Source organism: Sediminihaliea albiluteola (assembly GCF_014077625.1).
Lineage (GTDB): Bacteria > Pseudomonadota > Gammaproteobacteria > Pseudomonadales > Halieaceae > Sediminihaliea > Sediminihaliea albiluteola.
In genome coordinates this window covers 104,211-118,934 of the sequence record NZ_JACFXU010000017.1, presented here as the reverse complement: position 1 = coordinate 118,934, position 14,724 = coordinate 104,211, and the positions used below count along the sequence as shown (strand labels likewise).

General features: G+C 54.3%; 14 protein-coding genes. 7 read left to right on the top strand and 7 right to left on the bottom strand.

Going from position 1 to position 14,724, the window contains the following annotated elements; genetic code table 11:
• Nucleotide 1 precedes the first annotated feature (1 nt).
• Entirely contained in the window at nucleotides 2-3,118 is a 3,117-nt protein-coding gene (locus tag H2508_RS12310) for an efflux RND transporter permease subunit (RefSeq protein ID WP_182174126.1), read from the top strand.
• On the opposite strand, the gene hisF is transcribed toward H2508_RS12310, so the two are convergent.
• From hisF to H2508_RS12280, 6 genes are all read right to left on the bottom strand, one after another.
• Nucleotides 3,115-3,888, bottom strand: coding sequence for an imidazole glycerol phosphate synthase subunit HisF (hisF, locus tag H2508_RS12305; protein ID WP_182174123.1), 774 nt, complete (start codon nucleotides 3,886-3,888; stop codon nucleotides 3,115-3,117). The genes H2508_RS12310 and hisF overlap by 4 nt on opposite strands.
• Nucleotides 3,889-3,890: 2 nt before the next feature.
• A complete protein-coding gene (gene hisA, locus H2508_RS12300; protein ID WP_182174120.1) occupies nucleotides 3,891-4,625 on the bottom strand; it encodes a 1-(5-phosphoribosyl)-5-[(5-phosphoribosylamino)methylideneamino]imidazole-4-carboxamide isomerase in 735 nt (244 codons plus the stop codon).
• The gene (gene hisH / locus H2508_RS12295) at nucleotides 4,619-5,272 is read right to left on the bottom strand and encodes an imidazole glycerol phosphate synthase subunit HisH (RefSeq protein WP_182174117.1); all 654 of its coding nucleotides are present in this window, start codon (nucleotides 5,270-5,272) and stop codon (nucleotides 4,619-4,621) included. Before hisH ends, hisA begins: the two co-directional genes overlap by 7 nt.
• 6 nt (nucleotides 5,273-5,278) lie before the next feature.
• Entirely contained in the window at nucleotides 5,279-5,872 is a 594-nt protein-coding gene (hisB, locus tag H2508_RS12290; protein ID WP_182174114.1) for an imidazoleglycerol-phosphate dehydratase HisB, read from the bottom strand.
• A gap of 104 nt (nucleotides 5,873-5,976) precedes the next feature.
• Nucleotides 5,977-6,744, bottom strand: coding sequence for a glucose 1-dehydrogenase (locus tag H2508_RS12285; protein ID WP_182174111.1), 768 nt, complete (start codon nucleotides 6,742-6,744; stop codon nucleotides 5,977-5,979).
• A gap of 119 nt (nucleotides 6,745-6,863) precedes the next feature.
• Nucleotides 6,864-7,718: a LysR family transcriptional regulator gene (locus tag H2508_RS12280; RefSeq protein WP_182174108.1), complete on the bottom strand. Its 855-nt coding sequence runs from the start codon at nucleotides 7,716-7,718 to the stop codon at nucleotides 6,864-6,866.
• A 112-nt stretch (nucleotides 7,719-7,830) separates the two neighbouring features.
• On the opposite strand from H2508_RS12280, the gene H2508_RS12275 reads away from it, so the two are divergent.
• The 6 genes from H2508_RS12275 to H2508_RS12250 all read left to right on the top strand — a co-directional run bounded on the left by H2508_RS12275 (nucleotide 7,831) and on the right by H2508_RS12250 (nucleotide 13,987).
• Complete coding sequence (locus tag H2508_RS12275; protein ID WP_182174105.1) at nucleotides 7,831-9,609, top strand: diflavin oxidoreductase; 1,779 nt, start codon at nucleotides 7,831-7,833, stop codon at nucleotides 9,607-9,609.
• An 8-nt stretch (nucleotides 9,610-9,617) separates the two neighbouring features.
• On the top strand, nucleotides 9,618-11,360 hold the full coding sequence (locus tag H2508_RS12270) for an NADPH-dependent assimilatory sulfite reductase hemoprotein subunit (RefSeq protein WP_182174102.1): 1,743 nt from the start codon (nucleotides 9,618-9,620) through the stop codon (nucleotides 11,358-11,360).
• The gene (locus H2508_RS12265; protein ID WP_182174099.1) at nucleotides 11,357-11,683 is read left to right on the top strand and encodes a DsrE family protein; all 327 of its coding nucleotides are present in this window, start codon (nucleotides 11,357-11,359) and stop codon (nucleotides 11,681-11,683) included. Before H2508_RS12270 ends, H2508_RS12265 begins: the two co-directional genes overlap by 4 nt.
• Before the next feature lie 63 nt (nucleotides 11,684-11,746).
• A complete protein-coding gene (locus tag H2508_RS12260) occupies nucleotides 11,747-12,160 on the top strand; it encodes a DsrE family protein (protein ID WP_182174096.1) in 414 nt (137 codons plus the stop codon).
• 4 nt (nucleotides 12,161-12,164) lie between these two features.
• Nucleotides 12,165-12,545 (top strand): DsrE family protein, encoded by a 381-nt coding sequence (locus H2508_RS12255; RefSeq protein ID WP_182174093.1) that lies wholly within the window; start codon nucleotides 12,165-12,167, stop codon nucleotides 12,543-12,545.
• Complete coding sequence (locus tag H2508_RS12250) at nucleotides 12,539-13,987, top strand: nitronate monooxygenase (RefSeq protein ID WP_220463765.1); 1,449 nt, start codon at nucleotides 12,539-12,541, stop codon at nucleotides 13,985-13,987. Before H2508_RS12255 ends, H2508_RS12250 begins: the two co-directional genes overlap by 7 nt.
• 29 nt (nucleotides 13,988-14,016) lie before the next feature.
• On the opposite strand, the gene H2508_RS12245 is transcribed toward H2508_RS12250, so the two are convergent.
• A complete protein-coding gene (locus tag H2508_RS12245; RefSeq protein WP_182174086.1) occupies nucleotides 14,017-14,397 on the bottom strand; it encodes a GreA/GreB family elongation factor in 381 nt (126 codons plus the stop codon).
• Between the last annotated feature and the right edge of the window lie 327 nt (nucleotides 14,398-14,724).

Sequence of the window (14,724 nt, the reverse complement as noted above, 5' to 3'; positions counted from 1 at the left end):
TATGAAATTCACTGACATATTTATCAATAAGCCGGTGCTCGCCACCGTGGTTAGCCTGTTCCTAGTGGTACTAGGGCTGCGGGCCGCCAGCGAACTCAACGTGCGTGAATATCCGATGATTCAAACCGCGGTGATCACTGTATCAACCGCTTATATCGGCGCTGATGCAGAGTTGATCAGAGGTTTTATCACCACGCCCTTAGAGCAAGAAATTGCCACTGCCGAGGGTATCGACTACATCACCTCCAATAGCACCCGCGGCATGAGCATCATCACTGCCAATGTACGCAGTGATGCCAACGCCGACGAAGTTTTGACCCAGGTCGTCACCAAGGTCAATAAACTGCGCAACCAGTTACCGCGCGAATCAGAAGACCCGGTGATTAATCTCGCCGTCGGTGAACAGGTTGGCAGCATGTACATCTCCTTTACCAGTGATGAACTGCCTATTAACCGTGTTGCAGACTACGTGATCCGCGAAGTAGAGCCCAAGCTTTCCACACTGCCCGGCGTACAGAGCGCCAAAGCTGAAACCAATGCCATTTTTGCTATGCGCATCTGGCTCGACCAAGAGCGCATGACCGCACTGAATGTCACCGCCAGTGATGTCCGCGCCGCACTGCTAGCCAACAACGTGCTCTCCGCGGTCGGAGCAAGCAAAGGCAGCATGATCCAAATCGACCTCAAAGCCAACACCGACATCAGTAGCATCGAAAGCTTCGAACAGTTGGTACTGCGCGAGCAGGGTGGAGCCATAGTGCGGCTGGGCGATATTGCCGAAGTTGAGCTAGGCAACGAAGGCTACGACACCTCTTCGATGTTTATTGATGAAGAGGCTGTATTCGTGCAAATCGATGTGGCCACCGATGCCAACGCCTTAGAGGTCATCGCCGGGGTGCGTAAAGTGTACTCAGAGATGATTGAGCCGCGCTTACCAGAAGGGATCAAAGGCGATATTAACTACGATGCCACGGTCTATATTCAAAACGCTATCGATGATGTGCAGGCCACCATTATTGAAGCGATGATCATTGTCATCGTGGTGATATTTTTGTTCCTTGGCTCGATGCGCTCAGTGCTTATTCCAGCAGTCGCCGTACCCCTGTCATTGATCGGCGGCTTGTTTTTGATGCAGTTGATGGGCTTTAGTATCAATCTGCTGACCCTGCTCGCCATCGTTCTGGCGATCGGGATCGTGGTCGACGACGCCATTATCGTGCTAGAAAATATCCACCGGCACATCGAGCACGGCATGTCGCCTAGAGACGCCTCAATAAAAGGTGCCAGGGAGCTAGCCTGGCCAATTGTGGCAATGACCACCACTTTGATCGCGGTCTATATCCCGATCGGCTTTGTCGGCGGGCTCACTGGCACACTGTTTACCGAGTTTGCCTTTACTCTGGCAGGCGCTGTGTTGATCTCAGGGGTTGTGGCACTCACCCTCTCCCCGATGATGTGCGCCAAGTTGCTCAGTAAGGACAGTGCGGAGAATGGCAGTCGCCTAGAGCACTGGCTCGACCAGCGTTTTGAAGCACTGCGCGGTGTATACCAGCGCGATATCAACCGAGTGCTTGATGACCGCACCGGTATCCTTGTATTTGGCGCCATTGTCATTGCCTCCTGCTATTTTCTGTTCCTGCGCGCGCCGAGTGAACTGGCTCCACCAGAGGATCTTGGGCTCATTTTCTACCTCGCTGAAGGTGACCCCTATGTCACCCGTGAGTACATGGAAATGTACACTGCTGAGATTGGCCAAATTACCCGCGACACACCGGAAATTTCCGTCAACTTCCTGTTTAACGGCACCAGTCCCGACGGGCCGGGCTCCAATAACGGCGCATTTGGTGGCTATATCTTTGAGCCCTGGGCGGAGCGTGAGCGCAGTGCCGCACAGACCCTAGAAGAAACTATTATGCCGCGCGCGCAGGCCATTGCCGGCCTGCAAATGAATGCCATCAACCCACCGCCCTTGCCTAGCAGCGGAGTTTTCCCCGTGGAGTTTGTAATAAACACCACGCTGGATTTCCCACTGTTATATGAGAGTGCCGAGCGTGTTCTACAGAAGGCACGCGAGAGCGGTAGGTTTATTTTCATTAAGCAGAACTTACAAATCGACAAGCCCCGCGAACAGCTGCACATCGATCGCGATAAAGCAGCCCTGCTGGGGGTCGACATGCAGACCTTAAGCGCTGACCTGGGCTCACTGCTGTCGGGAGGCTTCGTCAATCGCTTTACCATGAGCGACCGCTCCTACAAGGTCATTCCGCAAATACGTCGCGACCAGCGCCTCAACCCTGATGATCTGAACAATTACTACACGCGAACTCGCAGCGGTAAACTGATCCCTTTAAGCACCCTGGTCACCCTAGAGCAAGAAGTCGTGCCCCGCTCATTAAAGGGCTTTCAGCAGCTCAACGCTGTCACTTTGAGCGCTCTTCCACGGCCGGGAGTCGCGTTGGGCGATGCCCTACAGACCCTGGAGAAAATTGCCAGTGAAGAACTGACTCGAGACTATAGTATTGATTACGCAGGACAGAGCCGTCAGTTCAAAACTGAGGGCAGCTCGCTACTGGTCACCTTCTTCTTTGCCTTGCTACTCATCTACTTAGTACTCGCTGCACAATTCGAGTCCTTCCGCGACCCGATCATTATGCTGGTGACAGTGCCGATGTCGATTAGCGGCGCGCTGCTCTGCCTGAACTTCTTATCCATGTTCCAGGTCACTGGCGCCACCCTGAACATCTATACCCAGGTTGGCCTAGTAACACTGATAGGGGTAATTTCTAAACACGGCATTTTGATTGTGGAGTTTGCCAACCGTCTGCAAGAAGAAGGCAAGAGCAAACGTGAAGCGATTGAAGAAGCGGCCTCTGTACGCCTGCGGCCAGTCTTGATGACCACGGCTGCGCTGGTGATTGCCATGCTGCCATTACTTACAGCCTCAGGCCCCGGCGCCTCAGCACGCTTCTCTATGGGCTTAGTGATCGCCTCGGGCATGACCATCGGTACGCTATTTACACTCTACGTACTGCCGGCGGTATATATGTTCTTAGGCCGCGACCTGCAGGCCAGACGGGCCCGCGCACAGGAAATGGCGGCAGCGGCTCAGCAGAGCTAGAGCCGCACCTCAATACCACGCGCCGCCAAGTAAGCTTTTGCTTCTGGCACGCTGTACTCACCGAAGTGGAAAATACTGGCGGCGAGTACAGCATCGGCGCCGCCCTTGATAATGCCATCGACTAGGTGGTCGAGGTTGCCCACGCCTCCGGATGCAATTACTGGGATACCGACTGCATCAGAGACTGCCCGGGTCACTCCCAGCTCAAAGCCATTTTTAGTGCCATCGCGGTCCATACTGGTCAGCAGGATTTCACCGGCACCCAAGCGCTCCATCTTTAGCGCCCAAGCTACCGCATCGATACCAGTGGCCTTGCGCCCACCGTGGGTAAAGATCTCCCAGCGCGGCTGGCCATCGACATCCTCTACTTGCTTGGCATCAATCGCCACCACAATACACTGGGAGCCAAAGCGATCTGCGGCCTGACGAATCAAATCCGGATTATGAATAGCAGCTGAATTAATGCTGACCTTATCTGCGCCGGCATTGAGCATGGTGCGGATATCCGACACCTCGCGGATGCCACCGCCAACAGTCAGCGGAATAAACACCTGCTCGGCTATGCGCTCAACGGTTTGCACCGTGGTTTCACGCCCCTCATGAGTGGCAGTGATGTCGAGAAAGACCAGCTCATCAGCTCCCTGCTCATTGTAACGACGCGCAATTTCAACCGGGTCACCGGCATCGCGAATATCGACAAAATTGACCCCTTTAACAACACGGCCGTTTTCTACATCTAAGCAGGGGATAATGCGCTTCGCCAAAGCCATACTCAGCCTTCCTTATCGCAGAGCTGCTGCGCTTCGGCGACATCCAGTGTGCCTTCATAGATAGCACGCCCAGTAATAGCTCCGCAGATCCCTTCCGCGGCGACGGCCTTTAGGGCACGAATATCGTCGAGATTAGTGATACCGCCAGAGGCGATAATCGGAATACTTGAGGCGCGCGCCATGGTCACTGTCGCTTCCACATTCACGCCCTGCATCATGCCGTCTCGTGCAATGTCGGTATAGACGATGGCTGACACACCATCACTTTCAAAACGCTTAGCCAGATCAGTGGCCTTCAGCGTTGACACCTCAGCCCAGCCATCGGTCGCTACCAAGCCATCTTTGGCATCCAAGCCAACAATGACCTTGCCGGGGAATGCCGCACAGGCCTCAGCAACAAAAGCCGGCTCTTTAACCGCTTTAGTGCCGATGATTACATAGCTAACACCTGCTTTGATGTAGTGCTCTATGGTCTCAAGGTCGCGAATGCCACCACCTATTTGTATCGGCAGTGTCGGGAAAGCGGCGGCAATAGCAGTGACTACTTCGCCATTAACCGGTGTGCCGGCAAAGGCACCGTTAAGGTCCACTAGATGCAAGCGGCGACAACCGGCTTCGACCCAGCGCTTGGCCATCGCCACAGGGTCATCCGAAAACACAGTACTGTCATCCATCAAGCCCTGGCGCAAGCGCACGCACTGGCCGTCTTTAAGGTCGATGGCGGGTATGATCAACATGCGGGATTCCACTCCAAGAAATTGCGTAATAAATGCAGCCCAGCGGTATGACTTTTTTCCGGGTGAAACTGCACCGCAAATAAATTATCTCGCGCTAACGCTGCGTCAGCTTCAACACCGTAGTGAAGAGCTCCGGCCTGCAAATCGCGCTGCTCGGCGTGCACATAGTAACTGTGCACAAAATAAAAACGTTCTTTATCGGCGATACCTTGCCACAGCGGGTGGGGCCTAGTTTGACGCACCTCATTCCAGCCCATGTGCGGTACTTTTAGGCGCTGGCCCTGAGCATCGTGCAGCGACTGACCAAAGTGGCGCACCTGACCGGGGAGAATGTTCAGGCAGTCGACGCCGCCATTTTCTTCTGAGCGAGTCATCAAAGCCTGCATGCCCACACAAATAGCCAATACCGGTTTGTGCTGCTCAAGCAACGCTGTCTTTAATAATTCATCACAGCGCAGACGGCGAATTTCTGCCATACAATCTCGGATCGCTCCCACGCCGGGGAAAACCACTCTGTCGGCACTGCGAATCACTTCTGCATCACAGCTGACCAGGACCTCAGCGGCTCCGACATGCTCTAGGGCACTTGCCACTGAGTGCAGGTTGCCCATACCGTAATCTATGACTGCAACCCGCTGTGTCGTCATAATGGTTTACAGTACGCCTTTGGTTGAGGGGGTAATACCCGCCATTGCAGGGTCGGCAGTCAATGCCATGCGCAGGGCACGACCGAATGCCTTAAACACCGTTTCAATTTGGTGGTGGGTATTGGTGCCGCGCAGGTTATCCACGTGCAGAGTCACCTGCGCGTGATTCACAAAACCCTGGAAAAACTCCTGGAACAAGTCGACATCAAAGCCACCTACAGTCGCTCGAGTAAAAGGCACATTGAAGGTTAAGCCGGGGCGTCCAGAAAAATCGATCACCACCCGAGACAGTGCTTCATCGAGCGGCACATAGGCATGGCCGTAACGCTGAATGCCCTTCTTGTCGCCGATTGCTTGAGCAAAAGCTTGGCCCAGCGTAATGCCGATATCTTCGGCCGTGTGGTGATCGTCAATGTGCAGATCACCATTGGCCTTGATGTCGAGATCCATCATGCCGTGGCGCGCGATCTGGTCCATCATGTGCTCCAAGAAAGGAACACCAGTATTAAAGTTTACCTGACCGGAACCATCCAGATTTACCGTAGCACTAACCTGAGTTTCCAAGGTATCTCGACTTACCGTTGCCTTACGCTCGGCCATTTTACTCTCTTCTCCACGCCCACCTCGGGCCACAGCGGGCAGTAGCGCCCAAAAAGCCCGCTATTATAGAAGAAAGGCGCAACTAATTCATCGGCAACTGCCGCTTACAATTGCGGCAGCCCTGAATTCACTGCCCCGGCATGCCAGCCACCATCGGCCATAAACTCTGAACCGGTGCTATAACTAGCTTCATCCGAGGCCAAAAAGGCTGTCACCGCGGCTACCTCAACCGGCATTCCTACACGGGGCAAGGCTTGCTGGCTGTAGATCGCATCGGCCTGCTCGCGAGTCATGTGCTCCATACCGTGCATGCTGGTGTAGATGCCACCGGGGTGCACACTATTGACGCGAATATTATATTTACCCATTTCCAGCGCAGCGGTTTTGGTCATACCTCGCACCGCCCACTTACTGGCCGAATAAGCCAGCAGCGAGTTTTTGGACTGCATACCGTCAATGGATGAAACATTGATAATGGAACCACCACCGGCGGCTTTCATCGCCTCAAAGACAGACTGCATGCCGAGGAACACCCCCAGCTGGTTAATCCTTGCCACCGCCATAAAGTCATCTTCTGTGGTATCCATAATGGTTTTATGAATCAAAATGGCCGCGTTGTTGACCAAGACATTCAGCGGGCCAAACACCTCAGAGGCGGTGACTGCCGCTTGCCACTGGGCGCTGTCGGTCACATCCAAGTGCACATAGATCGCCGCATCACCCAGATCCTGTGCCACTGCCTCACCGGCATCATCTAGAATATCTGCCAGCACCACTTTCGCGCCCTGCTCCACCAACAATCTTGCGGTGGCTTCACCCATCCCGCGCGCTGCACCTGTAACAATCGCTACCTTGCCATCCAGTCTCGCCATGATATGTTTTTATCCTTTAATCCAAAAAACTTCGATCTTAACGCGCCAGCCCAATCAAGGCACTGATCAGGCTGTAGCAAAGACTGCTGAGCGCAATTAGTTACACCGCAACACACAGCCTAGATTACGGGCAAGCTCCAGTCGCCCCCTTCACTTGCTACAGAGCGAACCCCTTCCAGGGCTTTAAGCAGAGGACTGCTGGGGCTGTCAGTGGCAAACACAGCATAAACTGGGTAGGTGAATTCCGGCGCTCCCGCGACTGGCAGCAAGCTGCGCTGATTGAGATGTCGCTGTACTACTCGGCTGCGGAAATAGCCACTGCCGCCAACTTCCAATAAATACTGCAATGCCAAGGGACCAAAATTAAAGCTTAAGGCGGCACCGCGCTTGCCCGGCAAGGCCACATCGTGTTGCGCGACAAACTCTGGCCCCCAGTCCACAAATAGATAGGGGGAGTCATCCTGGGGCGCGCGCACCATGATCAGCTTCTCTTCAACTAACTGCTCCACCTGCAGGCCAGGAAAGTAATCTGGGCGGTGAACTAGCACCAAATCGAGCATGCGCTGCTCTAAGCGCTGAAACAGTGACTCGGCATTATCTACCTCAACATGCAGCGCCACCTCTGGCTGATGCTCTCGCATCCAACAAATCCAGTTAAACAGTAGGGGCTGCCACAAACTGGCTTCAGCAGCTACCGACAAGCGCGCCCGATGGCCCTGAGGCAATGCCATATCGCTGCGCGCTTTATCCCAGGCTTGTACCAATTGCAGCGCGTGCACCGTGAAGCGCTCGCCCTCCGCTGTTAAACGGGCGCCGGCACGGTTGCGCAAAAACAAACGACTATCGAGTAGCGCCTCTAATTTTTGAATCCGCGCAGTTACCGCGGTCTGGGTAAGGTGCAAACGCTCCGCTGCGGCGACAAAACTGCCAGCCCGGGCTATCTCAAGAAAAGTACGCGCGAGTTCGATATCCATTATTTAACTGCAATTAAATTGAGTTTAAAGACCATTATATTTCATTTTTAATTATTAAAGCACTTGACCATACTTCCTACGCCTTAAATTATCAGACAGATCAGGAGCTTCTGTGACCGCCTGCACAAGCCCAGTGCCGCCAGCCGACATATTCCCTACAGAGCAGTGGCAGCATATTCATCAACTACTGCAACCGCTGCAGGCTTCTCAGGCACTGTGGCTCAGTGGCTATTTAGCCGCCCGCGCCACCGCTAATGATCCAGCTCCTAGCGCCGCAGCCAGTGCCGCGGCCCAGACCATTACTATTGCCTATGGCAGCGAGACCGGTAATTGCGAACAGCTAGCAAGGCAACTACAGCAAAAAGCCCTCGCCGCCGGACACGCCGCACAACTCATCGATTTGGCAGAGTTGAAAGTGCGCCAGCTGCGCAAGCTAACAACACTCTGGTTAATTACCAGTACTCACGGCGATGGCGATCCACCACTAGGGGCCATCGACTTTCACCGCGACTTACTGGCCACAGAAAAACTGGAACTCAAGGGCTTAGAGTTCGCGGTTCTGGCATTAGGCGACAGTAGTTATGAGCGTTTTTGTCAGACTGGCATCGATATTGATCTGGCCTTGGCCGCACTAGGTGCGCGTCGAATCAGTGAACGATTGGACTGCGACGTCGACTTTGAAAGTAGCGCACAAAATTGGCTGCAAGCCCGATTAGAAGAGCTTCCCGAAGCCGGCGAACAAGCGGCCATCGCAGTGGTCACCTCAAGTCCGAAGGCAGCAGGCACTACCTACAGCAAGCAGCAGCCCATGCACAGTGAAGTGCTAGAACAGCTCTGCCTATCTGAAGCGTCACGCGAACATGGCAACTACCACCTCAGCCTTGCTCTGGACGAGGGTAGTATGCCGCTGGAGCCTGGTGACGCCGTGGGGGTTTTGGCAAGCAACCCGGCCAGCCTCGTTGCAGCCGTTTTGGACTGCACTGCCTTAGCAGCGGATGCTGAAGTTCAAATAGCTGAGCAAAAGCTACGCTTAGTAGATGCCCTGAGCGAACAGCGCGATTTAGCTATTCCAGGAAAAAATCTCTTGCTGCAATGGGCCCAGTGGAGTGACAACGCTGCGCTTGCTGCCCTAGTGGAAGATAACAAAGAACTGCGCAACTGGCTCAAGCAGCATCATGTGCTGGACCTACTCCAAAACTACCCTGCTCAAGTACCCGATGCGCAAGCACTGGTAGATGCTTTACGCCCACTACAGCCCCGACTCTACGATGTGGCCAACTATATCGACCCAGAGCAAGACGAATTACATCTCTTAGTTAAACGTTTTGACTACACCCTAGGCAATCAAGTCCATCCGGGCATCGCCTCGCACTACCTGTGCAATCTAGGCCTAGGTGATAGCGTACGCATTTACCCCCACCGCAACCCCCGTTTTGCCCTGAGCCCACGAACAGAGCCAGTGATCTTAATTGGCTACGGCACAGGCCTTGCGCCCTACCGGGCCTATTTACAGGCCCGCGCTGCCCGGGGTGATAGCAACCCCTGCTGGCTGGTACTGGGAGAGCAGTATTACGAACAAGACTTCCTGTACCAAAGCGAATGGCAAAAGTGGCTCGAAAGTGGCGCGCTCACTCACCTAGACCCGGTTTTTGCCGATGACCTGCCACGACGAGAGCTCGGCTGCGTATTCAATGAGCAAGAAGAGCGGCTGCAGCAATGGCTGGCGGAGGGGGCAATTATTTACCTGTGCGGCGATAAGGCCACCTTGACTCGATGCGAACAGCGCATACAAGCGCTCCACGCTAAAGCTAATGGCTTGTGCGAGGCCAGCAGCGCTAAGGAATGGAAAGCACTAGTCAGCGGCGGTCGCATTAAACGCAACCTGTATTGAGGTACCCCATGGTAGAAAAATCCATAGACCGCAGTCGCGACCGATCTCAAGCTGTCAGTCAACTCAACAGCAACGAACAGCTTAAAGCAGGTAGCCGTTACTTGCGCGGCAGCATCTCCGAGGGCTTAGAGGATCGCAGCACACGGGCCGTATCTCACGATGATACTTTGCTGATGAAGTTTCACGGCATCTATATGCAAGATGATCGCGACCAACGGGCCGAGCGACAGCGACGCAAACTGGAGCCCAATCATCAATTCATGGTGCGCCTGCGATTACCCGGCGGCATTGCCAGCACGGGACAGTGGCTTGGGCTAGACGCACTGGCGCGACGCTTTGCTGAACGCGGTCTGCGCATCACTACCCGCCAAACCATTCAGTTACATGGCATTCGCAAACCGCAGCTGCGCGCCTGCATGCAAGCGATCAGAGACATTGGTCTAGATACCATCGCAGCCTGCGGCGACGACTCTCGCGGCGTTATCTGCGGATTTAACCCCAGCAGTGCCAATGTACAACGCGAGGTCGCTAGCCTAGCGCGTCAAACGAGCCAACTGCTGATTCCCAAAACCGGTGCCTACCGCGAAATTTGGTACGGTGAGAACCCTCCCTACCGCGAGCAAAATGAAGACCCCCACTACGGCGAAACCTACCTGCCGCGCAAATTCAAAGTGGGCTACGCCTTGCCACCTAGTAATGATATCGATGTCTACGGCCAGGATCTGGGTTTTATCGCCATTGCCGATGGCGACGATTTGCAGGGCTTCAACGTCGTAGTCGGTGGCGGCATGGGACAACTAGATACTCGAGACGACAGTTACCCACGCCTAGCCGAGCTTATCGGCTATGTCGCGGCAGAGCGGGCACCGGACTTAGCCCTGACCATTATGGGCATTCAACGCGACTACGGTGACCGCGTCGATCGTCACCGAGCCCGCTTTAAGTACACCCTCGACCGTCTTGGCATGGATAACTTTAATGCCTTACTGCAAGAGCGCTGGGGTGAAGCCTTGGCGCCCGCCAAGCCCTACCACTTCACTCATAACGGTGACAGACCCGGCTGGCAACAAGACTCCGAGGGACTGTGGCACGCCACACTGAACATCGCCAACGGCCGTGTTGATGGCGCATTACAAGATCAGCTGCAGGGCTTCGCCCAGTCTTTTCCTGGTTACATCAAGCTGACTACCAACCAAAATTTAATTCTCGCTGGCATCGAGCCCGACCTCGTAGAAACCGTTCAATGGCGACTCGATGACCTCGGCTTACTACCGCGCTTATCTGCCACCCTGCAATCGGCCTACAGCATGGCCTGCGTAGCCCTGCCCACCTGCGGACTGGCCATGGCGGAGTCCGAGCGCATCATGCCCGAATTGCTGCAGCGCTTTGAAAGCACTAAAGCTCGTCATGGTTTAGATGAGGTACCAATCACCCTGCGCATTACCGGCTGCCCCAATGGTTGTGCACGACCTTATATCGCCGAAATCGCACTCACTGGACGCGCCCCGGGTTTGTACAACCTCTACTTAGGCGGCGGCTTTCACGGCGAGCGTCTCAATCGGCTTCACGCCAGCAATGTCAGTATTGACCAGTGCTTCGCCCTTATTGAGCCGCTGCTAGCGCGCTTTGCAGCGGAGCGTAACGGCAGCGAACACTTCGGTGACTTCCTCCTTCGTAGTGGCCTGACGACCGCTATCAAGCACGGCAGTGACCCTCAGAGAATGATTCCAGTTGTGGAGGACAAACCATGAAACGCTATTTCATCATCCAATCCCAGAGCCCCTTTAATGATCCTGCCGCCGAGCAGCATTACGCCCTCGCCAAAGACTTGGTCGACAGCGGTGTACCAGTGCGCATGCTGTTAGTGCAGCACGGCACAACTGTTGCTCATCAGGGCACACAAAACTCGGCTTTCCAGCAATTACTATCGTCTGATGTAGAGCTTTATGCCGATCGCTTTGCCCTGCATGAGCGCCAAATCCAGGAGGAGGAGTTACATCCAGGCATAGTTGCCGCCGATCTCGATCTAGTGGCTGAAGCATTACTCGCTGGGGATAAAGTTATTTGGCACTAAACCCAGCCTCAAACTAGAACAGACTGGGCCGCGTCTTGTTATCAGTACATTCGGAGAACCGCAATGAGCACAGCACAAACACTCACTTTCGCTTTTATGGATCCACCCTTTGAAAGCGAGCGCACCACCACCTTCTTTCGCTTGCTTGAAGCTAGCTTAGAGGCCGGAGCCAATATCAAAGTATTTGCCTATGAAGGTGCCGTAGCCCTAGCTTTTTCCAAGCAGCAAGCACACGGCAACAGCGTCCACGGCCGCGGTGTTGATGAGGAAGCCCATCCACTGAGTCGCCAGTGGATCGCTGCCCTGCAGCAAAAAGCCAAGGAGCGCGGACTGACTTTTGACTGGATTAACTGCGGCCTATGTGTTGATGAGCGCGGTGTGAACGAAGTCATTTCTGGTTGCGGACGCGGCTCGCCGGCAGACTTATGGAAATTTGCCAGCGCTGCTGATAACACCCTAGTCATTGGAACAAGGTAGAGCTATGAAAGTACTGCAAATCGTTGAACAAGCTTTTCGCGCTACAGGGGAAGAGCAAGACGACACTATTTTATGGTTAAGCCGCTCAATGCGAGCGGTAGGCGCTGAGCTACATCTGTTGCTAAATGGCAACGCGGCTTATTATGCCGTACAGCAGGGCCATCTCCCACCGCTGCGCTTTGGCCATTGGCAACAAAGTCACCCGGCAAACATCGAGCAAGATCTGCAAGCTTTGATCGATAGCGGCGTCACTGTGTCAGTGGTCGAAGAAGCTTTAGTTGAGCGCGGTCTTGCTCAAAAGCCATCAATCAAAGGCCTGCAACGCCTGCCACGCAAAGCGCTCGCCTCCCTTTACAACAGTGTCGATCAGGTATGGCAATGGTAACTTATCAAAGAGAATCCTTACCCTTATCGCTACACACGCCGCTGCTTGAGCTGCTGGGCTGCGAAGTTCCAGTCATGAACGCCGGCATGGGCGGCGTGGCGCGCAGCGCACTGGCGGCAGCTGTGTGTAATGCCGGCGGCTTTGGCGCATTGGGCATGGTCCGCGAACCCGTATCTCGTATCCGCGAAGAGGTTGCGGCATTGCGCAAGCTCAGCACAGGGCCATTTGCTGTCAACCTCATCCCGGCAGCTACCGAGCCAGCTCTACTGCGACAGCAAATAGACTGCTGCATCGAACTCCAGGTGCCGGCTATCGCACTGTTCTGGGATGTCGACTCAGAGCTCATTCAGGAGCTAAAACAACAGGATATATTGGTCTTACACCAAGTCGGGTCCCGAGATGACGCACACCGCGCCTTGCGGGCTGGGGTCGACGTATTAATCGCCCAGGGAGTGGAGGCCGGTGGCCATGTGCGCGGCAATGTCAGCACCCTGGCATTAGTCCCCGAGTTGGCAGCGCTATCACCGGTCCCCGTGGTTGCCAGTGGAGGTATCGCCAGCGGTGCAGGCTTGGTTGCAGCCATAGCCTTAGGTGCGCAAGGCGTCAGCTGTGGTTCGCTATTCCTTGCCACTGAGGAATCAAACGCACACCCCCTGCATCAACAGCGCCTCTGTCGCGCCCATGCTGAAGACACCTTGCTCAGCCACCGATTTTTTCGCAATTGGCCGATGGCCGCTGCGGTGCGCGTTTTGCCCAACAGCGTCACTAATGGCGAATACGACCACCTGCGCAACCTGCAACAAGCCCCTAGCATCGCCGAACAAGACGGTCAGGCCATTCCGATTTTCTCCACGGATTCGCCACTGCGCGATGCCACTGGGAGCATCAGTGCAATGGCGCTCTACGCGGGCCAGTCATGCAACCAGATTCACCAGGTTACGAGTGTTGCTGAGCGCATGGCGCAAATGATGCAGGAAGCCTGCAATACTCTGTCTCGCTTGCAGCCAGAGAGCGATCATCCTGCCAACAGCCCAGCCGCTGTAGCGCCAGAGCTCGCTGGCCAAATAAGTAAAGAGCAAGTCATTGCTGCACTGCTCGAATTATTAGCCGCCGAAAGGGCTGGGGCGCGCGTTGCAGCAGCCTGCCAAGCTATCGCCTACGACCAAGAGTCGCGCACAGAGCTGCGGCAACTGCATAAACAAGAAGTCACTTGCTGCCGAGCCTTACTGCGCTGCCTAGCACATCTTGATGCTAAACCCGGTAATGCTGTCGGTGATTTCTATGGCAAAGTCATGGCGCTTGAATCCTTTGAAGAGCGTATGGCGCTCATCGAAAAAGGGCAGCGCTGGGTATTCCGGCGGGTAGTAAAACTACTAGAAGAAGTGGAAGATCCGCTGATTCGACAGCAGCTAGAGATTGTTCGGCGGTACCACGAAGACTAATCGCAGTACCGCCATCATCCTACATAGCATTAAGCAGGAGCTTCTATCTTAGAAACGAAGAACTTGCTCCTGATGCCCAGTACACTAACCACGGCAGACTCACCTTCTTTTAACCCTAGTAACTCACTGCCTAAAGGGGAAAACGCCGAAACCGACAGGCCGGAATCATGCTTTACTCGATTACCCGGCACGGCAATACGCAAATCCAGTAATTCACCACTACTCTTATCCAGCAACTTTACCTGGGAGCCTGGCTCTATCACTTGTTCTGCGCTTTGATCACTGGGATTGTCCATATCGCTGCGCTCCAAATGACTCAACACGCGCGACAGGCTGAGTGGTTGCAGATAAACCTGCGGACCGTGCAACAACAAATACTGCTCTAACCTACTACTCCAACTGACAGACATAACTCTCCTGTGGCCGCTGCAACAAAACGGCGGCACTATTATTAAATTATGAGAAAAATAAAACGGCGCTAAGAAGTGCCGGGCAGGTGAAATTGCCCGAGCTAAGGGGGAAGGGTGTTCTTAATAACTACGATATGTAAAAGCGCCATGTGTTCCACAAATAAATTAAACAATGAATTGCAAACAGTCGTCTATCATAAAACATTGGCCGCAGCAATGCAAATAAAGATGGGTTTATAAGCTTATTTTTCTCTTTTATAACAATAACTTAGGGATACCATGACCTTCCAGAGGCCTAAAGTTGACCCCAAGATTACTCAGCGTTAG